19 protein-coding genes are annotated in these 25785 nt (G+C 71.6%); 13 read left to right on the forward strand and 6 right to left on the reverse strand.

Translation table 11 applies throughout. The features are described 5' to 3' along the window. Window positions 1-10 precede the first annotated feature (10 nt). Window positions 11-322 (forward strand): hypothetical protein, encoded by a 312-nt coding sequence (locus tag QFZ71_RS19235; protein WP_098010306.1) that lies wholly within the window; start codon window positions 11-13, stop codon window positions 320-322. A gap of 134 nt (window positions 323-456) precedes the next feature. On the opposite strand, the gene QFZ71_RS19240 is transcribed toward QFZ71_RS19235, so the two are convergent. From QFZ71_RS19240 to QFZ71_RS19255, 4 genes are all read right to left on the reverse strand, one after another. Next, window positions 457-2349, reverse strand: coding sequence for a sialidase family protein (locus tag QFZ71_RS19240; protein WP_307669422.1), 1893 nt, complete (start codon window positions 2347-2349; stop codon window positions 457-459). 253 nt (window positions 2350-2602) lie between these two features. Continuing rightward, window positions 2603-3772 (reverse strand): acyltransferase, encoded by a 1170-nt coding sequence (locus tag QFZ71_RS19245; RefSeq protein ID WP_307669423.1) that lies wholly within the window; start codon window positions 3770-3772, stop codon window positions 2603-2605. 54 nt (window positions 3773-3826) lie between these two features. Then, window positions 3827-5221: a polysialyltransferase family glycosyltransferase gene (locus tag QFZ71_RS19250; protein WP_307669424.1), complete on the reverse strand. Its 1395-nt coding sequence runs from the start codon at window positions 5219-5221 to the stop codon at window positions 3827-3829. Further along, window positions 5221-6231, reverse strand: coding sequence for a glycosyltransferase family 2 protein (locus QFZ71_RS19255; RefSeq protein ID WP_307669425.1), 1011 nt, complete (start codon window positions 6229-6231; stop codon window positions 5221-5223). The genes QFZ71_RS19250 and QFZ71_RS19255 overlap by 1 nt, the downstream gene beginning before the upstream one ends. A 208-nt stretch (window positions 6232-6439) precedes the next feature. On the opposite strand from QFZ71_RS19255, the gene QFZ71_RS19260 reads away from it, so the two are divergent. The 4 genes from QFZ71_RS19260 (at window position 6440) to QFZ71_RS19275 (ending at window position 11128) form a co-directional block, all read left to right on the forward strand. Then, window positions 6440-7822, forward strand: coding sequence for a DUF6716 putative glycosyltransferase (locus QFZ71_RS19260; protein ID WP_307669426.1), 1383 nt, complete (start codon window positions 6440-6442; stop codon window positions 7820-7822). A 71-nt stretch (window positions 7823-7893) separates the two neighbouring features. Further along, window positions 7894-9138 (forward strand): acylneuraminate cytidylyltransferase, encoded by a 1245-nt coding sequence (locus QFZ71_RS19265; RefSeq protein ID WP_307669427.1) that lies wholly within the window; start codon window positions 7894-7896, stop codon window positions 9136-9138. Window positions 9139-9150: 12 nt separating this feature from the next. Continuing rightward, on the forward strand, window positions 9151-10083 hold the full coding sequence (locus QFZ71_RS19270; protein ID WP_032763659.1) for an N-acetylneuraminate synthase family protein: 933 nt from the start codon (window positions 9151-9153) through the stop codon (window positions 10081-10083). A gap of 10 nt (window positions 10084-10093) precedes the next feature. Beyond that, entirely contained in the window at window positions 10094-11128 is a 1035-nt protein-coding gene (locus tag QFZ71_RS19275) for a hypothetical protein (protein ID WP_307669428.1), read from the forward strand. A gap of 17 nt (window positions 11129-11145) precedes the next feature. Here the strand turns inward: QFZ71_RS19275 and QFZ71_RS19280 are convergent, their stop codons facing one another. Next, window positions 11146-12651: a N,N-dimethylformamidase beta subunit family domain-containing protein gene (locus QFZ71_RS19280; RefSeq protein WP_307669429.1), complete on the reverse strand. Its 1506-nt coding sequence runs from the start codon at window positions 12649-12651 to the stop codon at window positions 11146-11148. A gap of 409 nt (window positions 12652-13060) precedes the next feature. On the opposite strand from QFZ71_RS19280, the gene QFZ71_RS19285 reads away from it, so the two are divergent. The 8 genes from QFZ71_RS19285 (at window position 13061) to QFZ71_RS19320 (ending at window position 22351) form a co-directional block, all read left to right on the forward strand. After that, window positions 13061-14302, forward strand: coding sequence for an amidohydrolase (locus QFZ71_RS19285; protein WP_307671512.1), 1242 nt, complete (start codon window positions 13061-13063; stop codon window positions 14300-14302). Window positions 14303-14475: 173 nt separating this feature from the next. After that, entirely contained in the window at window positions 14476-15525 is a 1050-nt protein-coding gene (locus QFZ71_RS19290) for a BMP family protein (RefSeq protein ID WP_307669430.1), read from the forward strand. 331 nt (window positions 15526-15856) lie between these two features. Then, window positions 15857-17440, forward strand: a complete 1584-nt coding sequence (locus QFZ71_RS19295; protein WP_307671513.1) for an ABC transporter ATP-binding protein — start codon at window positions 15857-15859, stop codon at window positions 17438-17440. After that, window positions 17437-18555, forward strand: a complete 1119-nt coding sequence (locus tag QFZ71_RS19300) for an ABC transporter permease (RefSeq protein ID WP_307669431.1) — start codon at window positions 17437-17439, stop codon at window positions 18553-18555. The genes QFZ71_RS19295 and QFZ71_RS19300 overlap by 4 nt, the downstream gene beginning before the upstream one ends. Next, a complete protein-coding gene (locus tag QFZ71_RS19305; protein WP_307669432.1) occupies window positions 18552-19814 on the forward strand; it encodes an ABC transporter permease in 1263 nt (420 codons plus the stop codon). The genes QFZ71_RS19300 and QFZ71_RS19305 overlap by 4 nt, the downstream gene beginning before the upstream one ends. Beyond that, entirely contained in the window at window positions 19811-20242 is a 432-nt protein-coding gene (locus tag QFZ71_RS19310) for a cytidine deaminase (protein ID WP_307669433.1), read from the forward strand. The genes QFZ71_RS19305 and QFZ71_RS19310 overlap by 4 nt, the downstream gene beginning before the upstream one ends. Before the next feature lie 143 nt (window positions 20243-20385). Beyond that, window positions 20386-21663 carry a thymidine phosphorylase gene (locus QFZ71_RS19315; protein ID WP_307669434.1) on the forward strand — a complete coding sequence of 426 codons (1278 nt, stop codon included), beginning with the start codon at window positions 20386-20388 and terminating at the stop codon, window positions 21661-21663. 97 nt (window positions 21664-21760) lie between these two features. Next, entirely contained in the window at window positions 21761-22351 is a 591-nt protein-coding gene (locus QFZ71_RS19320; RefSeq protein ID WP_307669435.1) for a Uma2 family endonuclease, read from the forward strand. Between the two features lie 81 nt (window positions 22352-22432). Here QFZ71_RS19320 and QFZ71_RS19325 read toward each other — a convergent pair whose 3' ends face one another. Further along, on the reverse strand, window positions 22433-25714 hold the full coding sequence (locus tag QFZ71_RS19325; RefSeq protein ID WP_307671514.1) for a S8 family peptidase: 3282 nt from the start codon (window positions 25712-25714) through the stop codon (window positions 22433-22435). Between the last annotated feature and the right edge of the window lie 71 nt (window positions 25715-25785).

Raw genomic sequence — 25785 nt, forward strand, 5'->3', positions numbered from 1 at the left:
GGAGGGTTTCGTGGAAGAGCTTGACCGGATGTGGCAGCTCAGCGGGGTTCGGCAGTTCCAAGTCGTACGCTGTGTCGTCACGGGGCATCGGGGCCGCTTCGGTGTGGAAGTCTCGCTCGTCGACCCCGAGTCGAGTGTTGCGGCATTCATCGATTTCGTCATGTTGAGTGATGGCGAGGGGCATCCGACCCCCGCTGAATTCCCCCCGGTCGGTGACCTGCTCGACGCCGTGACACTGGATTTCATGCCGGATGGCGAACTGCGCCTCTCGGCTCGCCCGTCCTCGGTCGTGAGGCAACGGGAGCGCGATGCGGAGACCTGAAACGCCGTCCGTGGCGTTGTCCGCCGAGCGGCCATCCGGCCGGTGCGGGCCCGGCAGGTATCCAGCCAGGAGCGCCGACAGGGAAGGGGCTGGGGAGTGCGTCCGCGCACTCCCCAGCCCCTTCTCCGCGCGGCCTACCAGATGCTGGAGAACCCCAGCCGCACCCGCTCCTCCTCGTTGGCCACGTCCAGCGCCCCGCTCTGCACCCGTGATGCCTCCTGGGGGGTCAGGGCGCGGCCGAAGAGGCGGAGGTCGTCCAGGCCGCCGCGGAAGAGTTCCGTGACGCCGACCGGCTGGTTCGGGAAGTCCGGGCGGGCGCCGATGTGGACGGAGAACTCGGCGGGCGGGGCGAGGGAGCCCGCCGGGGCCGCCGCGCCGAACTCCTGGCCGCCGTCCACCGAGAGGGTCAGCCGGCCCGCCTGGCGCTTGAATACCGCGTGGTGCCACTGGCCGTCGTTGTACGAGGAGGTGGTCTTCACCTCCGCGTACTCCGTCCCCGTGTCGATCGCGGCCCGGAGGCTGCCCCTGCCCGGCTCGGCCCGCAGCCAGAACTGGCGGACGCCGGAGCCCATCCCGTACGCCCAGACGATGGGCAGCGCCCCCGTCGTGGCGGTGTGGCGGAACCAGCCCGTGAAGGTGAAGTCGCCCGCGCCCAGGCGCAGCGAGTCCGAGCAGGAGACCAGGCGCAGATAATCGTCCTGGCCGTCGAAGGTCATGGCCTTGCCCGAGCCCCGGCTGCCGAGCTGGGCGCCGCCGTGGACCAGGGCGTGGTTGCCGTATCCGTTGGGGCCGGTGTCCGAGGTGCGGGGCAGCCGCAGTTCACGCCGGTCCGCGTCCATCTGGGTCTCGGTGAACGAGGTGAAGACGAGGTCGCTGTGCGGGATGTTCCCGGCGCTCTCGTAGAGCACCCCGATCGCCCCCGAGGACAACAGCGCCAGGTCGGAGTAGCCGGAGCGGCCCGGCGTCACCACCGTGCCCGCCGTCTGCCAGGTCCTGCCCTCGTCGTAGGAGGAGCGGATCGCCAGCTCGCGGCGGTCCTCCAGGGTGTGGGGGCCGAGGCGTGAGGGCGCGGAGAAGAGGAGCCGGTCCTGTGCCGCGCCGGACTCCTTGGCGTGCAGACGCAGCAGCGAGCCGGAGACCGGCGGGGCGTCGAGGCCGGGCACGGGGGAGAACGGGGCGTCGAAGGTGGTCCCGCCGTCCGCGCTGGTGGCGGCCATCCGGTGGTCCTCGGTGTCGCACCGGGCGGAGCTGCGGGCGTTGACGTACACGCCTCCGCCGGTCGTCTCGGCGACGGACAGCTCGGCCGGGAAGGCGGGGGCGGTCCGGTCGACCGCCGCCTGCGCGCCCAGGGCCCAGGTCAGTCCGCCGTCGTCGCTGACGTAGAGCTGGCCGCCCGCCCGGCCGTCCGTCGTCGTGAAGTCGCCCGGAACGACCAGTCTGCCCCGGTGCGGGCCGCCGGTGAGCTGGATGCCGTGTCCGGGGCCCGTGGAGATCCATCCCCGGTCCGCCGGCTTCAGGTGGGTGAGCGGGGCGCCCTCCGTCCACGTGGCGCCCACGTCCACGCTGTGCGCAACGCGCAGGCTCCGGGGCCCGCGGACCGGCTGGCTCTCGGTGCCGCTCCAGCCGCCGGTCGCGTACAGCAGCGACACCCGCCCGGTCGCCGCGTCCACGACCGGCGACGGGTTCCCGTGCGCGTCCGTGTCGCCCTTACCGGCCACCACCGTCAGCGGGCCCCAACTCCGGCCGCCGTCCGTGGACTTCCGCATCACGATGTCGTTGTGCCCGATGTCGCTGCAGGTGGCCACCCGCCCCTCGGCGAAGGCCAGCAGAGCGCCCGAGGGCGTGGCGACGAGTGCGGGGATGCGGAAGCAGTGGTAGGAGCTCTCGCTGTCCGCCTTGAAGGGGGTGGTGACCGCCGCCGGCACGGCCGCCGCGGGGGGAGCGGGGGCTCCGAGGGCCGTGGCCGCCAGCGCCAGCGCGAGGGCGGCCGTGGTCGCGCGGGTTCTTCGGCGACGGTTGCGGCTCATGAGGAAAGCCGCGGGTCGTCGGGGCAGGCGCATGGTGTCCGTCCTCGTGTTCGTGTCGGCATCGGTGGACCGGAGGAGCCCCCGCGGCGCGGGCACGCCCGGACCGGAGGAGGCCCTGCGGGGGCACGGCCGGTCCGGGCGTACCGGGCGTACCGGGCAGGCGCGCCGCCCGGTACGCCCGGTACGCTCGGGTACGCCCGGCCGGACCGCTCGGGCACGCCCGCCCGGTCCGCTCGGGCGCGCCCGGGATCGCTCAGGCTCCGGACCCTATCTGCCGGACCCGCCGGCTCTGCTCCGTCATCGTCCGCTTCAGCCGGGGCCCGACCGGCTTCTCGACGAACCGGTGCATCAGGTAGGCCAGGACCAGGATCGAGGACACCGTCGCGATCAGCGTCAGCTGCGGCGGTATGCGCAGGCCCCGGTTCAGGACCCGGATCACGAACCAGCCCAGGTGCTCGTGGAGCAGGTAGAAGGGGTACGTCAACGCCCCCGCGAACGTCAGCCACCGCCAGTCGGCCCAGCACAGCCACCCCAGAGCCACGGCGGCCACCGCGACGAAGGAGAGGGTCACGATCAGCTGGATCGCATAGGGAGAGCGGTCGAACGCGCCGTCCGCGCCGGGATGCCACAGGGCCATGACGGAGTACCGCTGCCCCAGCAGCCAGCTGACCAGCACGATCCCCCAGAGCAGCAGGTCGCTCCCGTGCCGGTGGATCAGGTAGAGCGCGAGACCGGCGATGAAGTACGGCGCGTGGTCCCGCATCACCAGGGCGTCGGTCAGCGGATGGTCGGCGATCCGGGCGAAGGCGCCCGCCAGCGTCCAGCCGCAGCAGAAGACGACCACCCGGCGGTAGGTGACCCCGCGCCAGACGACGAACACGGCGAACAGCACGTAGAAGCGCAGCTCCACCCAGAGCGTCCAGCACACCCCGAGGACCCGGTCCACGCCCAACGGTTGCTGGAGCATCGTCAGGTTGACCAGCAGTTCGTCCGGGCGCAGCGGCTCCACGACCACCGGCAGCAGAACGGCCGCCGCGGTGACGACGACGATCGCCGCCCAGTACGCCGGGTAGAGGCGGGCGACGCGGGAGCGGAAGAAGTCGCCCACCGAACGGCCCCAGCTGCTCATGCAGATGACGAACCCGCTGATGATGAAGAAGAGCTGCACCCCCAGGCTGCCGTACGTGGCGAACGACGACAGCGTCGGGAACAGGTGCGCCGGCGACTGCCCCCAGGACTCGGCGACCGGGCCTTCCTTGCCCGCGTAGTGGTAGAGGCAGACCATCAGCGCGGCCAGGATGCGCAGCCCGTCCAGCGCCGCCAGTCGGCTCCGCTGCTTCGGCGGCGGGTCCGTTCGCGCCGGTTCGGCGGGCCGGCCCTCCTGGACCGGAAGTGTCGCCGTACCCGCCCGCTCGCCCGTCATGCCGGTTCCCCCGGTCGTTTCCCGGACCGTTCCCCCGCTCATCTCCCCGCCCTCTCAGCCGCGCGTGCCGCGGACACGGGGGAGCCGCTGCTCCGCGCCCCGCTTCCAGGCGGCGGCCTGCCGGGCGATCCTGCGGACCGTCGCGTTGCGCGGGATGAAGTCGAACTGCGCCGGAAGGGCCCCCGGCAGCGCGAGCGCGGTGAGCCGGCGGCGGCGGAAGTACGGCGACGACGCCGAGGCCGGATGGGCGGCGAGGTACTCCTCGGCGGCGGGCCGCAGCCGCGGGTAGATCTGCGGCTGCATGGCGAATCCGACGGCCGTGACCAGGCCCGACAGCTCCGCGCGCACCCGGTCCGCGTCCGGCAGCCGCCACGAGGTGACCGCCTCCCGGTCCTCCAGGGCGGGCAGCAGGGCGTCGACGATCGTGACCGGGACGCGGTTGCTGTTCTGGTACGGGGTCAGCGCGGCGAGCAGGTCCCTCGTGCCGACCCGTGCGACGGGAATCCCGTAGAACGTCGCGGCGGTCAGCAGCGCGGTGGAGAACGCGCCCACCACGAGCGCCGGACGCGTCCGCTCGTACACCACCTCGGCGATCACCGGGGAGTCCAGCACGGTGAGGCCGGCGCCGAGCCGCGCGGCCTCCTCCTCCAGCGCGCGCGACCAGCTCACCGGGGCGGCGGGGTGCGGCTTGAAGACCACCTGCGTGTGGCCGAGCGCGACCGTGCCGCGCAGCATCCGCAGGTGCAGCTCCTGCTCCTCGTCGGCGGTCAGGACGTCGATGGCGGAGAGGTACTGCCCGAGCAGCAGGGCCGGTGCGTCGGCCGGGGCGGCGAACTCCTCGGCGGAAGATGCGAGTTCGCCCAGGACCTTGAGGAACTCGGCGGTCGGCACGACTTCCGGCTCGACGTCGAACTCGGTCATCAGCAGCGGCCGCAGTCCCGGCACCAGGTCCAGGTGGAGCAGGCGCTGCACGCGGGTGCCGATCAGCGGGTCGATCTTGCTGCGGGTGGGCCCGTAACTCATCAGCCCGTCCGCGTAGAGGTGGATCGGGCTCTCGCCGAAGATCTTGGCCACGGCGCTGGACGGATTGGCCTGGATGGACTCGCAGGCGATCTCCACCGGTCCGTCGCCCAGCCCCCAGGCCAGCCGCAGGTACCGCTCCCAGAGGAGGGTGTCCTGCTCGCGGGGGAACCAGCCGGCCGGGTGGAAGGGCCTGATGAACGCGTTCCACGAGTGGACCTCGTCGAACTCCGGCCGCAACGAGCCGAATCCGGCCATCCGGTCGAGCGGGGTGCCCACCTCGGGGGCGGGGGAGGTGTCACTGACGATCAGCAGCCGGCGGTGCTCGGCGCGCGGGCCGAACTGACCGGCCCGGATCGCCGCGGTCACCGTCGCCGCGGCGTACTGGGAGGCCGCGAAGAAGAGCTGGGTGGAACGGATGGCAGACATCAGGCGCGGGCTCCGGAGGCGGCGGCAGGTGTGACGGCGGGGGCGGGCTCCGTGCCGGGGCGGCGGCGCACCCGGCGGAGCAGGGCGGCGCGCCGGTCGCCCAGGGAGTGGAGGGTCTCGTCGAGCAGCTCGGCGGGGAGCCTGCGCAGGGCGGTGGCGCTCATGGTGCGCAGCGTCCGCGCCACGGCCGGTTCGAACCGTTCGATGGAACCGAGATGGTGGGCCATGACCGCGCAGTACGTCCGCACGGCCTTCGGCAGCAGGACGTCCGCGTCGGGGTCCCGCGACGTCTCCTCGACGATCTGGTCGAACGCCCGGATGAAATCGAGCTGCCGGACATCGCCGATCTGGGTGAGCGAGGAAGCGACCCCGCGCCGGTAGAAGAGGCCGAGCAGGCCGACCGCGGCGAAGCTCTCCGCCTCCCGGTGCAGCCGCCAGATCCACGGCCGGTCCTCGGCGGTGCGCAGGCCGTCGGTGAAGTGCAGCAGCCCCCGGTCGAGGAGGCGGCGGTGGTAGATGCCGGCCCAGGCGTACGGGTAGTCCACCGACGTGGTGCGGTCGACCGGGAGGATCACCGAGCGCGGGCTGAGCACCACGTTCCGCAGCCCGTGCGGCACCCGGTGCACCGTCCGCGTACGGCCGGTGGCCTGGACGTGGTCCGTGCGGACGAAGTCGCACTCCAGCCGCTCGGCCGCGGCGACCAGGTCCGCGAAGTAGCCGGGGGCCAGCCAGTCGTCGCCGTCCAGGAAGGTCAGGTACTCCCCGTCCGCCGCGTCCAGGCCGGTGTTCCTGGCCGTGGCCAGACCGCCGTTGCGCTCATGGACGATCACCCGCGCACCGGGAATGTCCTTCGCGGCGCGCTGGAGGATCTCGGCCGTCCCGTCGGTCGACCGGTCGTCGACGAGGAGGAACTCGAAATCGTCGCGGGCGTTGGCACGCAGGCTTCTGAGGGTGTCGGGCGCGTATGTCTGCACGTTGTAGAACGGCACGATGACGGAGAGCTTAACCACCCGCATCACGCTAGTCGGAGGCCCGGCACATTCCTTGTCCCGAGAAAGTACTGCGCGTGAACGATGAATGTCCGAACGGTGAAGTGGATCGAATGCGACGGAAGTTGACCCGTCCTGCCTGCCGATTCCCCAAGCGTCGGCCGCCTGTTAACCATTTGTTGCTGTCGCGTTGGGCCGCTCATCGAAATGCCTTCCTAATTTCTGGGATGTGCCCCCACGTACCAGCAATCAGGCCGATCAGGCCGAAACCCCCGCCGCGCCCCGACCGGCGCTGAGGGTCGCCGTCCTCGCCGACTCCGACACCCGGTGGAAATGGGGCGCGCTCACCGCGCGCCGCCTGACCTCCGGGTCCGGTGAGCGGGGCGCGCGCCCCGTCGAGGTCAGCGGGCTGCTGCTGCGCGGCCGGGCCACGCCGACGCCCCGCCAGCTCGCGGAGGTCGGCGAGGTCGGGATCGACGCCGCGCGGGTCCGTGAGGTCACCGCCGTCGAGTTCCTGCACACCGTGCGCGACGAGGCGTACGACGTCGTCGTCCTCGCCCTCGTCGGCGGCGGCGTCCAGGCCATGCTGCACGGCCTGGCCGCGCTGAGCCTCCCGCGCCGTCCCGTCGTCGTCACCGGATACGTCGGCGTCGTCTACGAGAAGCTGGCCGACGGGCTCCTGCTCCGCCACGGCGCGGACGTCGTCCTCGCCAACTCGGCCCACGACGCGGAGCGCTTCCGCGCGGTGTACGAAGGCGTGGGCGCCGACGCCTCGGCGGTCACCGAGGCGGCCCTCCCCTTCCTCGGCGGAGCCCCCTACCGCCCCGAAGAGGGCCGCGACACCGTGGTGTTCGCCGCCCAGCCCTCCGTACCGGCGACGCGCGCCGACCGTACGTACCTGCTGCGCCGGCTCGTCGAGCACGCCCGGCTGCACCCGCGCCGCGAGGTGCTGCTGAAGCTGCGCTCCAAGCCCGGCGAGCACACCACGCACATCGAGGAACTGCCCTACCAGAAGCTCGCGCAGCGGCTGCCCGGCGGCCTGCCGCCCAACTTCCGCCTGGTGTACGGGCACATGGGCGAGGTCCTGGACCGCACCGACCTCCTGGTCACGGTCTCCTCGACCGCCGCGCTGGAATCGCTGCACCGCCGCATCCCGACCGCGATCCTCACCGACCTCGGCGTCCGCGAGCCGCTCGGCAACCACCACTTCGTCGGCTCCGGGCTCCTCACCTCGTGGGACCGGCTCGACGGCGGGACGCGGCCCCGGCCGGACCCGGAGTGGGTGGCCCGGCAGGGCGTCGCCGCCGACGGCTCGTACGGCACCGCCTACGACACCGCCCGCGCCAAGGTCACCGCCCTCCTCGACGGCGGCGAACTCCCGCCGCTCGCCCCCTACTACACGCCCGCGACCGCCCCCGGCTACCTCCCCGGCATCCTCGCCCGCCACCACCTGGCCCCCGACGGCACGCCCCTGCCCGGCGCCGCCGCACCGCAGGAGCCGGGCCGGGTCCGGGGCGCGGTCCGCGAAACCGTCCGCAACGCGGCCCGCGGCGCCTACCGCCACGGCGTCCAGCGCGTCGCGCCGGTGATCCGCCGGATGGGGGAGCTGTGACCGCTCCCGCAGGAGCCCCGGAGACCTCGGGGCCCACCACGCCCGGAACCCCCACCACACCAGGAGCAGCGATGCAGCCGCCCCCGACCCCGACCGTCGTCGCCGTGATCCCCGCCCGCGGGGGGTCCAAGGGCGTCCCCGCCAAAAACCTCGCCGAGGTCGGCGGCATCCCGCTGGTCGCCCGCGCCGTCCGCGCCGCGCTCGGCGCCCCCGAGGTCACCGACGTCGTCGTCACCACCGACGACGGGACGATCGCCGAGGCCGCCCGCGCAGCCGCCGCCGACCTCCGGGCCGCCCACCGGCTGCACTGCGTGGAGCGCCCCGCCGCCATCGCGGGCGACACCGCCACCAGCGAAGCGGCCGTCCTGCACGCCCTGGACGTCTACGAGGCGGAGCGCGCCAGGACCGTCGACGTGGTCCTCCTCGTCCAGTGCACCAGCCCCTTCGTCTCCCCCGAGGACATCGACGGCGTGGCCCGCGCGGTCGCCCACGAGGGCGCGGACACGGCCGTCACGGTCGCCCCGTTCCACGGCTTCGTCTGGCGCGACGGGCACGCGGTCGAGGAGGGCACGTACGGCGTCAACCACGACAAGTCCGTACGCCCCCGCCGCCAGGACCGCCCCCAGGACCTCCTGGAGACCGGCGCCGCCTACGCGATGGACGCGGCGGGCTTCCGTACCCACCGTCACCGCTTCTTCGGCCACACCGCCCTCGTCCGCACCGACCCGGCGCGGGTGCTGGAGATCGACGACCCGCACGACCTGGCCCGCGCCCGCGCGCTCGCCCCGCTCCTGGACCCCTCCCCGCTGCCCTCCCTCGCGGACGTGGACGCGGTGGTCCTGGACTTCGACGGCACCCAGACCGACGACCGGGTCATGATCGACTCGGACGGCCGCGAGACCGTCGCCGTGCACCGGGGCGACGGCCTGGGCATCGCCGCCCTGCGCAAGGCCGGGGTCCCCCTCCTGATCCTCTCCACCGAGCAGAACCCGGTCGTCGCCGCCCGCGCCCGCAAGCTCCAGGTCCCCGTCCTGCACGGCATCGACCGCAAGGACGAGGCGCTGAAGCGGTGGTGCGACGAGCACGCCATCGCCCCCGACCGGGTCCTCTACGTCGGCAACGACGTCAACGACCTCCCCTGCTTCTCGCTCGCCGGCTGGCCCGTCGCGGTCGCCGGCGCCCACGACTCGGTACGCGCCGCCGCGCGCGCCGTCACGACCACCCCCGGCGGCTACGGCGCCATCCGCGAGATCGCGGCCTGGCTGCTCGGCCCCACCCTGACCCACACCCCCTCCCCCTCTGTCCCCACCACGTAAGGAAGCACCACCATGAGCACCTCCCGCCTGCGCACCTTCGGCACCCGCACCGCCGGCCCCGGCAACCCCGTCTACATCACGGGCGAGATCGGCATCAACCACAACGGCGACCTCGACAACGCCATCGCGCTGATCGACGCGGCCGCCGAAGCAGGCTGCGACGCCGTCAAGTTCCAGAAGCGCACCCCGGAGATCTGCACCCCGCGCGACCAGTGGGACATCGAGCGCGACACCCCCTGGGGCCGGATGACGTACATCGACTACCGCCACCGCGTCGAGTTCGGCGAGGCCGAGTACACCGCCATCGCCGAGCACTGCGCGAAGCGCGGCATCGACTGGTTCGCCTCCCCGTGGGACACCGAGGCCGTCGCCTTCCTGGAGAAGTTCGACGTCCCCGCCCACAAGGTGGCCTCCGCCTCGCTCACCGACGACGAGCTGCTGCGCGCCCTGCGCGCCACCGGCCGCACGATTATCCTCTCCACCGGCATGTCCACCCCGAAGCAGATCCGCCACGCGGTCGAGGTCCTGGGCAGCGACAACATCCTGCTCTGCCACGCCACGTCGACGTACCCGGCGAAGGCCGAGGAGCTGAACCTGCGGGTCATCAACACCCTCCAGCAGGAGTACCCGAACGTCCCGATCGGCTACTCCGGCCACGAGACCGGCCTCCAGACCACCCTGGCCGCCGTCGCGCTGGGCGCCACGTTCGTCGAGCGCCACATCACGCTGGACCGCGCCATGTGGGGCTCCGACCAGGCCGCCTCCGTCGAGCCGCAGGGCCTGACCCGCCTGGTCCGCGACATCCGCACCATCGAGCAGTCGCTCGGCGACGGCGTCAAGAAGGTGTACGAGTCCGAGCTCGGCCCGATGAAGAAGCTCCGCCGCGTCGCGGGCGTCGTCGCCGAGACCGAGAACGCGCCGGCCCCCGAGCCGGTCGCGGTCTGAGCGCCGACCGGTGAACCTCGCCTTCGTCGAGAGCCCGGTCCAGCTCCTGAACGTCCTGGAGTGGGTTCACGCCCAGGGGGGAGACGATCCGGCCGCCACCACGGTCGTCGTCCTCCCTCCGGTCGACCCGATGTCGCGCGGTCAGCTGCGCCGGATGGCGGAGCTGGCCCGCGACGAGGGCATCACGGTCCGCTGGCAGGAGGCGCGCGGCGAATCGGGCGCGCCCCTGAAGGCCCTGCGCGCCCTGGCCGGCCTGGTCCGGCGCGCGGACCACATCGTGATCGGCGACCCGTTCTCCCGGTACGTCCAGCTCCTGCTGACCCTGGTCCGCGCCGACCGCCTCACGGTGGTCGACGACGGCACGGCCACCATGGAGTTCGTCGCCCAGCTGGCCCGCGGCGAGCGCCTGACGCGCTGGCACCGCCGGGGCCGTACGGGACCGCGCGAACTGGTCCTGGCCCCGGTCACCGCCACGGCCCGCCGCCGCTTCACCCCGTCGGCCGGCCACACGGTCGAGGTGTTCACCGCGATGCCGGTCGAGGCTCCGGCCGGCATCGCGGTCACCCCGAACACCTTCGCCTGGACCCGGTCACGTTTCGGTCCGCCGAGCGTCGGCAACGGGGCGGACCTGGTCGGCACCTCCCTGGTCGAGACGGGCGTCGTGGACCCCGTCCCGTACCAGGAGGCGGTCACGGCCCTGGCCCGCGCCCACGGGGCCACCCGCTACTTCGCCCACCGCCGCGAGTCCGCCGAGAAGCTCCACGCCCTGGAAGCCGCCACCGGCCTGGAGATCGTCCGCCCGGACCTCCCCCTGGAACTGATCGCCCGCCGCGGCCCCATCGGCCGCACGATCGTCAGCTTCCCCTCCACGGTCGTCCACACCCTCCCGCTGGCCCTGACCGGCACGGGCGTGAACGTGGCGGTCTGCGACATCGCCCCGGAATGGCTCCGCACCACGGCGTCCCCGCGCGCCCAGGGCTTCCTGAGCGGCGTCACGGAGACGGCACGGGGGGTGCAGCGGCTGTCCTCGGTGGCCCGCGCGTAGGACCCCGCCGCGGGTGGCTAGCGGCGCGGCTCCAGCATCTTCTCCACCAGGTTCCGGGTGGCCCGCTGGACCAGCGGGTCGAGGTGGTCGGGTTCGTTCAGCGCGAGCGGCCAGTGGAACGTCCCCGCGACGAAGACCAGCGTTCCCTCGGTGTCCTCGCACAGACTGGCGTTGTGCTCCCGGCGGCCCCGGCCCCAGCTGTCGGTGTACGGGGAAGCTGCCAGGAGCGTCTGGGTGCTGTTCGCCGGGCGGGGCATCGAGGGATCGAACCCGTCGGCCTCCACTGCCACCAGATCCGGAATGCTGTCACCGTCCCGCAGCCCGGTCCCCTTCCAGAACCAGTGCTTGCTCTCCCGGACCACGAGCGGTACGGGCTCGGCGAGAATGCCGTTGTACTGCACGCCCAGCAGCCCTTGCTCTGCTTTGCGCCGCTTCTTGGACAGCTTGCGCCAGCGCACGGTGGGGCCCGCGGTGCCCGGTTCGGGGTCGGGAGCCTCCTTGTAGCACGTGACCACCCGGCTTGCGCGGCCGTCGTCGGAGGGCTCGACGCGGACGTGGAAGTAGATGTTGTTCGAGGCGAGGAAGGCGAGATGGGTCCCGGCGGCCACCGCGTCCTCGGCGCAGTCGCGCATCTCCTTGGACCAGTATTCGTCATGCCCGGAGAAGACCACCGCGGTGTAGTCGCCCGGGTCGATCCGCCCCTCGTGCAGATCAACGCTGCTCGCGTAGGTGATGTCGTACCCGGCCTCTTCCGCCCACCGGGCCGTGGCCGTGTCCATCTCGAACCACCGTGGTGTCCCGGCGTTCACGTACGGCCTGTCGAAGGAGACCCGGAAGGCGCGTACCTCGTTCCCACCGATCTCGCCCTCGGCGGTGTAGCCCTTGTACAGGTTCTTGCCGGTGCGCCCGTCGAAGGGCCAGATGTTGTACGCCTGGTAGGTGGTGAAGGGCAGCACCATCAGGAGATCGGACCGGCGCCGGGTGTCTCGTACGACGAACGGTGTGTAGCTGCGGAAGCCGTCTTCCGAGGTGAAGACCGCCAGATGGATCCCCGACACCCAGGCTTCCGGAATGTCCAGGGTCCAGGTGGTCGGCCAGGCGCAGGCTATGAGCCCGGTGTCCGGATCGGGAGCCGGCCGCTTCCGGGGCTCCACCCGGACCGGGTCGCTGGTCAGCAGGTGCCGGGCTCCGTCACCGCCGTAGTGGCCCACCCGGTAGATCGCCACGGTGCATTCCTGGGCGTGGTGGGCCGACAGGTGAAAGCCGATCGATTCGCCACGGCCGACCGAAGTGGCCGAGGCGTACCCCTGTATCTGAATGTCCTTGTCATTGGCGGCCCGTGTACCGCCCTGCCCGATGCGCCACTCCTGGGACCCGGTGGAGCGGTTCTCCCGTGCGACGGGGTTCTTCCCCGTACGCGCGGCAGGGCGTCTCGGCAGGGACTCCGCCTCGCCGCGCAGTTGGTAGCCGGCCACCGCTATGGCTCCGGCCCCGATGGTTCCGAGCGCAACACGGCGGGACACTTTCGGCACAGCACACACTCCGGGGCCCGGACGCCGGGCCTCACGCCGCACGCGTCGATACGTAGGCGACGGACGGGGCGCACAGGGACTCGTGCGGCATCTGTCGACGACCGCTCATCGTAGGGGTGTGAAGGGCGGTAAAGACAGCTGTAAAGAACGTGTGACTGGACACAACGAGAGGTGCGGCTCACTCGGCCATCGCCGCTGACGTCACCGTTGCTGAGACCTTCGGGGCGGGAGGGGCGCGTCGGCGGAGAAGTGGTCCGGGTCCGGGAGGCGGAGGTTTATACCCGAAACCGCCCCGCACCACACGTCCCCACGCGGACTTTGTTCCCCTGCACGGCTGAAATTTCGCTGATCCCTGGCCAGTTGAGGGGCCGAGGGGCCTACGCTTGATCAGGTGAACCACGTGAAGTCCCGCGCCTCCCGCCCCCACGACCTGCCCGACGCCGAGCAGCCGGGGGGAGGCGGCCTGCCGGGGCGGCTCCCGGACGAGCTCCGTGCCGAGCTGATCGCCTTCCGCCGGGATCTGCACATGCACCCCGAGCTGGGCAACCAGGAGTTCCGCACCACCGCCGCCATCAAGGACCGGCTGGAGATGGCCGGGCTCAAGCCGCGGGTCCTGCGGGTCGGGACCGGGCTCATGTGCGACGTGGGGGAGTGGGACGGGGTGACGCCCATGCTGGCGTTGCGGGCGGACATCGACGCGCTGCCGATCCCGGACACCAAGACGGGCGTTCCTTACCGGTCCACCGTTCCCGACCGGGCCCACGCCTGCGGGCACGACGTGCACACCACCACCGTGCTCGGCGCGGGTCTCGTGCTCGCCGGGCTCGACCGGCAGGGGCGGCTGCCCAACGCCGTGCGGCTGATCTTCCAGCCCGCCGAGGAGGTCCTGCCCGGCGGCGCGGTCGACGCGATCGAGTCCGGGGTGCTGGAGGGCGTCGGGCGGATCATCGGCGTCCACTGCGACCCGAAGGTGGACGCCGGGCGGATCGGGCTGCGCGTCGGGGCCATCACCTCGGCCTGCGACCGGCTGGAGATCAGTCTCGACGGCCCCGGCGGCCACACCGCCCGGCCGCACCTGACCACCGACCTGGTCACCGCCGCCGCCCGGATCGCCGTGGACGTGCCCGCGCTGCTCGCCCGCCGGGTCGACGCCCGCGCCGGGCTCGCGCTGACCTGGGGCCGGCTGGAGACCGGGCACGCCCCCAACGTCATCCCGCAACACGCCGAGCTGTCCGGCACCGTCCGCTGCCTCAACCTGGACGCCTGGCGCGAAGCCCCCGACCTGGTGCACGCCGCCGTGGACGAGGTGGCCGGAATGCACCGGGCCAAGACCGTCATCACCTACGTGCGCGGGGTGCCGCCCGTGGTGAACGACGCCGAGTCCATCGGCCTGCTGGACGCGGCGATGACCGAGCGCCGCGGATCGTACGCCATCGAGGACACCGAACAGAGCCTGGGCGGCGAGGACTTCTCCTGGTACCTGGAGCAGGTCCCCGGCGCGATGGCCCGCCTCGGCGTCCGGCCGCCGGGCGACACGCGCGGGCTCGACCTCCATCGGGGCAACTTCGACGTCGACGAAGAGGCGATCACCGTGGGTGTGGAGCTGTTCACCGCCGCGGCACTGCTCGACGGACACCGTTAGCGGAGGGTTGACGCGGTCTTCGCGGGCCGTTCGTGGACCCGCGGGACCGCTTCTGTTCACGACGATCCGATAACGGCTTCCGTACGTGCTCTTATCTGACATCTACGCGCGTTACGATCGCCGCGAAACCAGCGCCGGAAGAGGCGCTTCGGTCAGGTTTGAAGGAGCCTCCCTTGCGCCGGATCACCAGGATCACCACCGTGGGCATTGCGTCCGCGGCGCTCGCGCTCAGTGTCACCGCCTGTGGCGGAAAGTCGTCGTCGGAAGCCGGTTCCGGCAAGGACGGCGACAAGGCCGCCATCGCGTACGACATCGGCGGTCGCGGCGACCAGTCGTTCAACGACGCCGCCTACGCCGGTCTCGCCAAGGCGGAGAAGGACCTCGGCATCAAGGGCAGCGAGGCCGAGCCCTCCGACGGGGAGGGCGACGCGGACAAGGTCCAGCGCCTCACCGAGCTCGCCCGTGCCGGCAACAACCCGGTGATCGGCGTCGGCTTCGCCTACGCGCCCGCCATCAAGAAGGTCGCGCCGAAGTTCCCGAAGACCACCTTCGGCATCATCGACGACGCCTCGGTGACCGGCGACAACATCGCCAACATCGTCTTCAACGAGGAGCAGGGCTCCTACCTCGCCGGCGTCGCCGCCGCCAAGGTCACCAAGACGAAGAAGATCGGCTTCATCGGCGGTGTCGAGACCCCGCTGATCAAGAAGTTCGAGGCCGGCTTCGTCCAGGGCGCCAAGGACACCGACGCCTCGGTCGAGGTCCTCCCGCAGTACCTGACCCAGCCGCCGAACTTCGACGGCTTCTCCAAGCCCGACCTCGGCAAGGCCGCCGCCCAGGGCCAGCTCGACAAGAAGGCCGACGTGATCTACTCGGCCGCCGGTCTGGCCGGCTCCGGTGCCATCGAGGCCGCCTCCAAGGCGGGCAAGTGGAACATCGGCGTCGACTCCGACCAGTACCAGCAGAAGGGCCTCGCGGCCTACAAGGAGTCCATCCTCACCTCGGTCACCAAGGACGTCGAGGACTCCGTGTTCAACCTGATCAAGTCGGTCAAGGACGGCAAGCCGACCACCGGTGAGATCCGCTACGGCCTGGACAAGGACGGCGTCGGCCTGTCGATGTCCAACCCGGCGTTCGCCAAGATGACCGACGTCATCGCGGCCGTCGACAAGGCCAAGAAGGAGATCATCGACGGCAAGATCACCGTCAAGACCGCTCCGTAAGCGGTCCGGCGCCCGACGCCGTACGGCTGGTTTCCCCCGGCCCTGTCCGTCCCCGTCCGCACCGCGGCCGGTGGACGGACAGGGCCGCGGGCCCGTCCCCGCCCCGCGGCCCGGCCCCCCGCCCCGCGCGACGGGGCCGAGATGTCCCGCGCGACCCCACGAAGAAGTTCCGCCTCTCGCCGTGCTCTCCCACACCGGCCCGGACCCGCGTCCGGACGGTGACGTGCACCCCGTGTTTCACGATTCGGCAGCGCTACGCGTGTAGACAGCCCTCCGGCGCGATAACTTCACCCCCGCCCCTCAGAGCCCCCCTGCCCCTCCGCCCCCGCTCCTGTCCGGCCAAGGAGAGTGCGTCATCAACGCGTCCAGCAGCCCCCCCGCCGTGGAACTGCACGGCATCACCAAGCGCTTCCCCGGCGTCGTCGCCAACCACGACATCGACATCACCATCCGCAAGGGCACCGTCCACGCCCTCGTCGGTGAGAACGGCGCCGGCAAGTCCACCCTGATGAAGATCCTCTACGGCATGCAGAAGCCGGACGAGGGCACCATCGCGATCGACGGCCGGCAGGTCGCGTTCTCCAATCCGGGCGACGCCATCGAGCGGGGCATCGGCATGGTGCACCAGCACTTCATGCTCGCCGACAACTTCACCGTCCTGGAGAACGTCGTCCTCGGCGGCGAGAAGCTGTACGGCATCGGGTCCGGCGCCCGGAAGAAGATCAAGGAGATCTCCGACGCGTACGGCCTGGGCATCCGGCCCGACGCGCTCGTGGAGGACCTCGGGGTCGCCGACCGGCAGCGCGTGGAGATCCTCAAGGTGCTCTACCGGGGCGCCCGCATCCTGATCCTCGACGAGCCGACCGCGGTCCTCGTGCCGCAGGAGGTCGACGCCCTCTTCGCCAACCTGCGCGAGCTCAAGGCCGAGGGCCTCACCGTCATCTTCATCTCGCACAAGCTGGGCGAGGTGCTCTCCGTCGCCGACGACATCACGGTGATCCGCCGCGGTACGACCGTGGGCACCGCGGACCCGGCCACCACCACGACCAAGCAGCTCGCCGAGCTGATGGTCGGCAGCGAGCTGCCCTCGCCGGAGACCCGCGAGTCCACCGTCACCGACGTGCCCATGCTGCGCGTGAAGGAGCTGGCGCTCACCGTCACCGACCCCGACGGCACCGTCCGCGACGTGCTCGCCGGGATCGACTTCACCATCCACCAGGGTGAGGTCCTCGGCATCGCCGGCGTCGAGGGCAACGGGCAGACCGAGCTGATCGAGGCCCTGATGGGCATGCGCGACCCGGACGGCGGGGTCATCACCCTCGACCAGGACGACATCTCGCACGCCCCCACCCGCAAGCGGCGCGAGTCCGGCATCGGATACATCCCCGAGGACCGCCACCGCCACGGCGTCCTGCTGGACGCCCCGTTGTGGGAGAACCGCATCCTCGGCCACGTCACCGAGAAGCCCAACAGCCGCGGCTGGCTGCTGGACAACAAGGCGGCCCGCGCCGACACCGTGCGCATCGTGCGCGAGTACGACGTGCGCACCCCCGGCATCGAGGTCACCGCCGCCTCCCTCTCCGGCGGCAACCAGCAGAAGCTGATCGTCGGCCGCGAGATGAGCCACGCCCCCAAGCTGCTGATCGCCGCCCACCCCACCCGCGGCGTGGACGTCGGCGCGCAGGCCCAGATCTGGGACCAGATCCGTGAGGCCCGCCGGGAAGGGCTGGCCGTGCTGCTGATCTCGGCCGACCTGGACGAGCTGATCGGGCTCTCCGACACCCTGCGCGTCATGTACCGCGGCCGACTGGTCGCCGACGCCGACCCGGCCACCATCACCCCGGAGGAACTGGGCTCGGCCATGACCGGCGCCGCCACCGGTCACCTCGAAAGCCCGGAGGACGAGGCCCGATGAAGAAAATCGACAAGGACCGGCTGATCCTGGGCTTCGCCGGCCCGGTGCTCGCCCTGGTCGTGGCCCTCGCGCTGACGACCGTGGTGCTGCTCGCCTCCGGCCGCAACCCCTTCGAGCCGTACCGGATCATGTTCGAGTCGGCGAGCTACGTCGACGTACAGGTCCTGATCGTCAACCAGGCCGGTACGTACTACCTCGCCGCACTCGCGGTCGCGGTCGGCTTCCGGATGAACCTCTTCAACATCGGCGTCGACGGCCAGTACCGCCTCGCCGCCATGCTGGCCGCGCTGGTCGGCGCGAGCGTCGACCTGCCCGGCCCGCTGCACATCGCGCTGATCGTGATCGTCGCCATGATGGTCGGCGCGTTCTGGTCGGGCATCGCGGGCTTCCTCAAGACCACCCGCGGGGTGAGCGAGGTCGTCTCGACGATCATGCTCAACTCGATCGCCACCGCGCTGGTCGCCTGGATGATCCTGCCGAAGAACTTCGGCGAGCAGCCCGCCGGCTCCAACAACCTCACCACCGGTGAGATCCCGGAGTCCGGCTGGTTCCCGGGGCTCCCGATGGGCGACCAGGCCGGCGAGATCTACGGCTTCACCTTCGTCGCCGCCGGCTGCGGCCTGCTGTACTGGTTCGTGCTGAACCGCACCCGGTTCGGCTTCGACCTGCGGGCCACCGGCGCCAGCGAGAGCGCCGCCCAGGCGTCCGGCGTGGACGCCAAGAAGATGATCCTCACCTCGATGCTGATCTCGGGCGCCGTCGCGGGTCTGGCGGGCATGCCGACCCTGCTCGGCGACACCCACACCTACAGCCTCGACTTCCCCACCGGCATCGGCTTCACCGGCATCACCATCGCGCTGCTGGGCCGCAACAACCCCCTCGGCATCGCCTTCAGCGCGCTGCTCATCGCCTTCCTGGACAAGTCGTCCGCCTCGCTCGACCAGTACGGGTACGAGAAGGAGATCGCCACGATCATGCAGGGCCTGATCGTGATCTCGGTCGTCGTCTCCTACGAGCTGGTACGCCGCTACGGCGTCCGCCGCCAGCAGCAGAAGGTCGGCGAGGAGCTCGCCGCCGGCCATGCCATCAAGACCGAGAAGGAGGCGGCCCTGTGAGCACCAGCAAATCCACCGCCGCACGGCCCACCCCCGTCAAGGGCGGCCGCCGCAAGCTCTCCCTGCCCGTCGTCCTCCTGATCATCGCGGGCGCGCTCGCCCTGGTCTCGCTGGTGCGCCTGATCAGCGGCGCCGACGACATCACCTCGGTCGGCCAGGTCGCCGGCGCCCTGGAACTCGCCGTCCCGATCGGACTCGCCGGACTCGGCGGCCTGTGGGCCGAGCGCGCGGGCGTCGTCAACATCGGCCTCGAAGGCATGATGGTCCTCGGCACCTGGTTCGGCGCCTGGGCCGGGTTCCAGTGGGGCCCGTGGATGGGCGTCCTCTTCGGCATCCTCGGCGGCTGCCTCGGCGGTCTGCTGCACGCGGTCATCACCGTCACCTTCGGCGTGAACCACATCGTCTCCGGTGTGGCGATCAACATCCTCGCCGTCGGCATCACCCGCTACCTCTCCAACTTCGCCTTCGACGGCGTCCAGGGCGGCTCCTCCAAGCAGTCCCCGCGCGTCGAGCCGATCGACAAGATCACCATTCCGGGGCTCTCGGACTGGCTCCAGGACCTGCAACAACAGCACTGGTTCCTGATCTCCGACATCGCGGGCATCATCGGCGGCCTGGTCACCGGCCTCTCCCTGCTCACCGTCGTCGCCCTGCTGCTGATCCCCGCCACCTGGTGGATCCTGTGGCGCACCCCCTTCGGTCTGCGCCTGCGCTCCTGCGGCGAGTCCCCGGTGGCCGCCGAGACCCTCGGCGTCAACGTGTACAAGTACAAGTACATCGCCGTCACGGTCTCCGGCGGTCTGGCCGGCCTCGGCGGCGCGTTCCTCGCGATCGTCGCCACCGGCATCTACCAGGAGGGCCAGACCGGCGGCCGCGGCTACATCGGCCTCGCCGCGATGATCTTCGGCAACTGGATGCCGGGCGGTATGGCGCTGGGCGCCGGCCTCTTCGGCTTCACCGACAGCCTCAAGCTGCGCGGCGGTGCGGAGAACGTCCACGCGATGCTGCTCCTGCTGGCGATCCTGCTGGTCATCGCGGTGTTCTGGCAGCTGTACCGGAAGAAGTACGTCGCCGCGGTGATCTCGGCGGCCGTCTCGGCGCTGCTGTTCACCTGGTACTTCCTGACCGACCAGGTGCCCAGCCAGTTCGTCGACGCGGCCCCGTACGTCACGACGCTGCTGGTCCTCTCGCTCTCCGCGCAACGCCTGCGGATGCCCAAGGCGGACGGCGTGCCGTACCGCAAGGGCGAGGGCAAGTGACGCCGCCGGCCGCCGAGGGCGCGGCAGCCGTGGTGACCTTCGGCTCGTCCGACTGGGAGGCCCTGCGGGAGGCGGCACGGGACGCCATGTCCCGCGCGTACGCCCCCTACTCGGGCTACCCGGTCGGGGTGGCCGCCCGCGTGGACGACGGCCGCACCATCACCGGCTGCAATGTGGAGAACGCCAGTTACGGCCTCTCGCTCTGCGCCGAGTGCGGCCTGGTCTCCACGCTCCAGGCCACCGGTGGCGGCCGGCTGACCCACTTCACCTGCGTGGACGGTGCCGGGGCGATCCTGGTGCCGTGCGGCAGGTGCCGCCAGCTGCTGTACGAGTTCGGCGGACCGGAACTCCTCCTGGAGACGCCCGACGGGCTGCGCACGCTGGACGAGATGCTGCCGCAGGCGTTCGGCCCGCAGCACCTCGGCTGAGCGGGCCGCACCGCGGCTGAGCCCGCACCCCTGATTCCCGGCGGTGGCCCTTCCCCACACGGAAGGGCCACCGCTCTTTCTCCCCTCTATGCGCGTAGAGTCATCGAGGACTCTTGCGTACGCACCCGGCCGGAAGGATTCCCATGGACGCCATCTCCGTCATCCGCACCAAGCGGGACCGAGGCGAGCTGACCCCCGAGCAGATCGACTGGGTCATCGACGCCTACACCCGCGGCGAGGTCGCCGACGAGCAGATGTCCGCCCTCGCCATGGCGATCCTGCTCAACGGCATGAACCGGACCGAGATCGCCCGCTGGACCGCCGCGATGATCGCCTCCGGCGAGCGGATGAACTTCGACGCGCTCTCCCGGCCCACCACCGACAAGCACTCCACCGGCGGCGTCGGCGACAAGATCACCCTGCCGCTCGCCCCGCTGGTCGCCGCCTGCGGCGCGGCCGTGCCGCAGCTCAGCGGCCGGGGCCTCGGCCACACCGGCGGCACCCTGGACAAGCTGGAGTCCATCCCCGGCTGGCGGGCCCACCTGTCCAACGCGGAGATGCTGAACGTCCTCGACACCACCGGCGCGGTCATCTGCGCCGCCGGCGACGGCCTCGCCCCCGCCGACAAGAAGCTGTACGCGCTGCGTGACGTCACCGGCACCGTCGAGGCCATCCCGCTGATCGCCAGCTCCATCATGTCCAAGAAGATCGCCGAGGGCACCGGCGCACTCGTCCTGGACGTCAAGGTCGGCTCCGGCGCCTTCATGAAGACCATCGAGGACGCCCGCGAACTTGCCTCCACCATGGTCGCGCTCGGCACCGACAGCGGTGTGCGCACGGTCGCCCTGCTCACCGACATGTCCACCCCGCTCGGCCTCACCGCGGGCAACGCGCTGGAGGTCCGCGAGTCCGTCGAGGTGCTGGCGGGTGGCGGCCCCCGCGACGTCATCGACCTCACCCTCGCGCTCGCCCGCGAGATGCTGGACGCCGCCGGGCTCAAGGACGCCGACCCGGAGAAGGCGCTCGCCGACGGCTCCGCGATGGACGTCTGGCGCCGGATGATCTCCGCCCAGGGCGGCGACCCGGACGCCGCGCTCCCCACCGCCCGCGAGCAGCACGTGGTGACCGCGCGCTCCTCCGGCGTCCTCACCCGCCTGGACGCGTACGACGTCGGCGTCGCCGCCTGGCGCCTCGGTGCGGGCCGCGCCCGCAAGGAGGACCCGGTGCAGGCGGGCGCGGGCGTCGAACTGCACGCCAAGCCCGGCGACACGGTCACCGAGGGCCAGCCGCTGATGACGCTGCACACGGACACCCCGGAGAAGTTCGACTACGCCCTGAAGGCCCTGCCCGACGCGTACGACATCGCCCCGGCCGGCACGTCCTTCGCGCCGCTCCCGGTCGTGCGGGAACGTATCGCCTGACCTGCGGTTTCCTCGTACGGGTGAACGGGACCGGTGGACTGCCGCCGGTCCCGTTCGGCATGCTGGACCCGGTGACGTACCGATAGAGGAGACCGCCATGAGCGCACTCACCGTCGAACCTGTTCCGGGCCCCGGCACGGACTGGGACGACCTGGTCCGGATCTGGGAGGAGACGGACGCACCCGAGGGCTGCAAGGTGGAGATCATCGAGGAGATCGTCACCGTGTCGCCGCCGCCGTCCAAGGACCACAACACCACCGCGGAGCTGCTCCAGCGCAGGCTCTACACCGTCATCCCCGAGGGCTGGGGGATCTACCAGACCCTCGGCCTCTCGCTTCCCGGCCGGGGCGGGATCTACATCCCCGATCTCGTGGTCATGGAGCGGGCCCTGCTCGTCGGCCCCGGCCACACCGTCCCCGCCTCCGAGGCCCGCCTCGTCGTGGAGATCACCTCCCGCGCCAATGCCAACCACGACCGCGTCAGCAAGGTGAACGGCTACGCCAAGGCCGGGGTCGAGCTGTTCCTCCTCCTCGACCCCTGGCACTCCGGCCGCCCGACCGCGACGCTCTACGGCGAGCCGGACGGAGGCACGTACCGGGTGCTGGAAACGGTCGAGTACGGGCGGGAGTTGACGCTTCCCGAGCCGTTCGGGCTGGCTCTGGACACGGGCGTTCTCCCCATCAGCTGACACGCGAGCGGCCCCCCGCACGGAACGCTGTCCGCGTGGGGGGCCGCCGTCGTGCGAGCGTGGACTACCGGCCTGTAGGGGTCACTTGCCGAAGTACGCGCTGTAGATCTTCACCGACGAGGCGTTGCCCTTCTTGTCGGTGACCTTGGCGGCGAAGGAGATCGCCTTGCCCTTCGCCGGGTTCTTGACGGTGATCTTCCCCTTCTTCACCGTGACCTTCTTCCAGGTCTTGCCGCCGTTGTAACTGACGTACGTCTTCAGCGACTTCAGGTTCTTGCCCGCGGCCGCGCCATGCACCTTCACCGGCACCGAGACGGTCTTGCCCGCCGTGACCCGGCCGTCGCCGCCCACGGCCGGGGTGAACCGGACGGTGGAGACGGGCAGCATCGTGAACGCGGTCTTCTTCGAGCGGAACGTCCAGGCCGCGTCCACCCGGGTGGAGAGCGGGTTGACCTTCGCGCTGTGGCTGACCGTGGTCGTCAGCTTGTAGTCGGCCGCGCCCGCCGGGACCCGGAAGGACGCGTCACCCGTCACCGGGTCGCCGTTCTGGCCGAGCTTCTTGCCGTTGCGGTACAGGACGGTCTTGGCCGACGTGTACAGCATCCCGCCCGCGTTGCCCCGGCCGTCGGCCAGCAGCGGGAGGGCGCCGGTGATGTCGTTGCCCTCACGGGCGATGCCGTAGTCCCCGTCGACCAGCGGGCCGAACACCGCGGTGTTCACGGTCCTCGTGTATGTCTTGCCCGCCTTGTACGCCGCCTCGCGGCCGATCCCGTAGGCGGCCTCGTACGTCGGCCAGCCATCCGCGTCGAGCGGGCCGAGCTGGTTGAATTCGAGGTTCCACCTCACCTTGTCGGCCGTGGAGACGTACAGCGTGCGGGTGCCGGGCAGCTTCTGCTCGACCGAGGTGACCCAGCTGCCGCCCTGCGTGGGCAGGAACGGGGAGGCGGTGACCGAACCCTTCTTCTTCGGCGCGGCCGAGCCCATGCCGACCTTCACCCGGGCGAGCTGCGCCGTGGTGAACTTCCGGTCGTAGCCGGTGGCGAGCTGCTTGACCTTGCCGCCGACCGCGATGTCGTACTCGGTCGAGGCGCCGCTGGTCCAGGTGCCCGTCCAGTGCTGGGCGAGCGAGACGCCGGTGACCGGCGGCCCGACGTGCAGGGTGCGGACACCGGCCGGCGATTCCATCAGCCAGCCGAAGCCGACCGACTCGTCCGCCGTCTCCACCAGGTAGTCCGGGGCGAACAGCTGGCCCTTCGCCTTGGCGTCCGGCAGTGTGACCTTCACCGGCTTCGCCTTGCGGGCGTCGAACGTCAGCGAGACGGCCCCGGTGACCGAGACCTTCGGCTGGGCGATCCAGTCGGCGCCCTTGGTGACGTCGTCCGGGTCCTGGTAGACCGTGGAGTTGGCCACGTACGTGCCCTTGGGCACCCGGATCTTCGCCACGCCGTCGACGACCTGCGGGGTCAGGAACGGGTTGCCGGACTGCGCGCCGAAGCGGAAGAGGGTGCTCTCCGCGAAGGCGGCCGGGCGGCCGTCGCGCCCGATGTGCTTGATGGTGACGTCGTAGCTCTCCGCCTCACGCTCGACCGCGGCGGCCGTGCGCACGGTCTGGCCGCCGCCGGTCGCCACCACGTACGCCGCGTACGTGCCGTCCACCGTGCCGCCGAGGCGGGTGTCGGCGGTCAGCTCGACCTCCGCCGTACCGCCCGCCGGAACGGTGACCTTGTCCGCGCCGAGCGTGAAGAAGCCGGCCGGGGCGGGCTTGCCCTGCGGGCCGGTGCCGGTCGCCTTCAGGTCGAGGGTGACGTCACCGGTGCCGAGGTTGCGGTAGGTGACCTTCTCGGTGACCGGTACGTCGTCGGTGTGCGGCCACTGCTGCACCCCGAAGCTCACCGACACCGGCTCGGCCACGATCGTCTGGGTGATCGCCCGGTCCACCTGGATCCGGCCGGAGCCCTGCTGGAACGGGTTGTACGCGCCGGGCTTCGTGGACGCGGTCAGGGCGCCCTTCAGCTCGGTGTACGTCCAGTCGGGATGCTGCTGCTTGAGCAGCGCCGCCGCGCCCGCCACGTGCGGGGTGGCCATCGACGTACCCGAGATCGTCGCGTAGCCGGCGGGCTTCTCGCCCACCTCCCGCGCGATCAGCGAACCGGGCGGGATGGCCGCCGTGGTGTCCACACCGGGGGCCGTCACGTCGGGCTTGATCGCCCCGTCCCCGATCCGCGGTCCCCGGCTGGAGAACTCCGCCAGCACGTCCTTGTCGTCGACCGCGCCCACGGTCAGCGCGGCGGTGGCGCTGCCGGGCGAACCGACCGTGCCCGCGCCACTGCCCTCGTTGCCCGCGGCGATGGCGAACAGGACGCCCTTCTCGGCCGACAGCTTGTCGACCGCCGCCTCCAGCGGGTCCACCTCCGGGGTGTCGGGACCACCGAGGCTCAGGTTGACGATGTCGGCGCCCTGCGCGACCGCCCACTCCATCCCGGCCAGGATGCCGGAGTCGTCGCCGTACCCCTCGTCGTCGAGCACCTTGCCCGCGAGCAGCTTGGCGTCCGGGGCCACGCCCTTGAACTTCCCGCCCGACTTGGCGCCGGTGCCCGCCGCGATCGAGGCGACGTGCGTCCCGTGGCCGACCCGGTCCTTGGTGTCCTTGGCGGCGCTGAAGTTCTTCTCCGCGAGGATCTGGCCCTTGAGGTCGGGGTGGGTCGTGTCCGTCCCGGTGTCCAGGACCGCGATCTTGACGCCCTTGCCGGTGAATCCGGCCTTCCAGGCCGCCGGGGCGCCGATCTGCGCGACGCTCCGGTCGAGGCTGGCCCTGCGGACCCCGTCCAGCCAGACCCGGTCGATGCCGGCCGCGGTGGTGACCCGCCCACCGGCCGCGCCGCGGTCGGTGAGGGCCTTCCAGATGGCCGGCGCGTCGGCGGTCGGCGTGGTCACCGACTCGGCGTTCAGGGACTTCAGGCTCCGGCCGACCTCGGTGCCGCCCGCGTCACGGACCTGTGCCTTCGCGGCCGCGGCCTGCTTGCCCCGGTAGCCGACGATCAGCTTGAGACCGTTCTTCTGGGCCCGGAGGTTCTCCGGCCGGCTCAGCTCGGTGACGTCGAACAGCCGCCGGTCGAGCTTGCCGGAGGCGATCAGCCTGTGGGCGTCGGCCGGTATGACGAGGGTGTGGTCCTTGTCGCTCATCCGCTGGACCGGGATGTGCTCGCGGCCCTTCGCCGCCCGGAAGGCGACCGGCTTGCCCTGGGCGTCGACCGTGACCCGGTCACCGGTGACGAGCGTCAGCTGACGTACGTCCCGGTCCTGGGCACGGACGCCGGACGGGACCCCCCTCGGGTCCGGCTGGGCGAAGGCGGCCGGGGCCATGCCCGCCGCCAGCGCCACGGCCACGGCCGTGGCGACCGTGGGTATGCACGTGTTTCTCACGTGTCTGCGCA

It is taken from the genome of Streptomyces sp. V2I9 (assembly GCF_030817475.1).
Classification (GTDB): Bacteria; Actinomycetota; Actinomycetes; order Streptomycetales; family Streptomycetaceae; genus Streptomyces.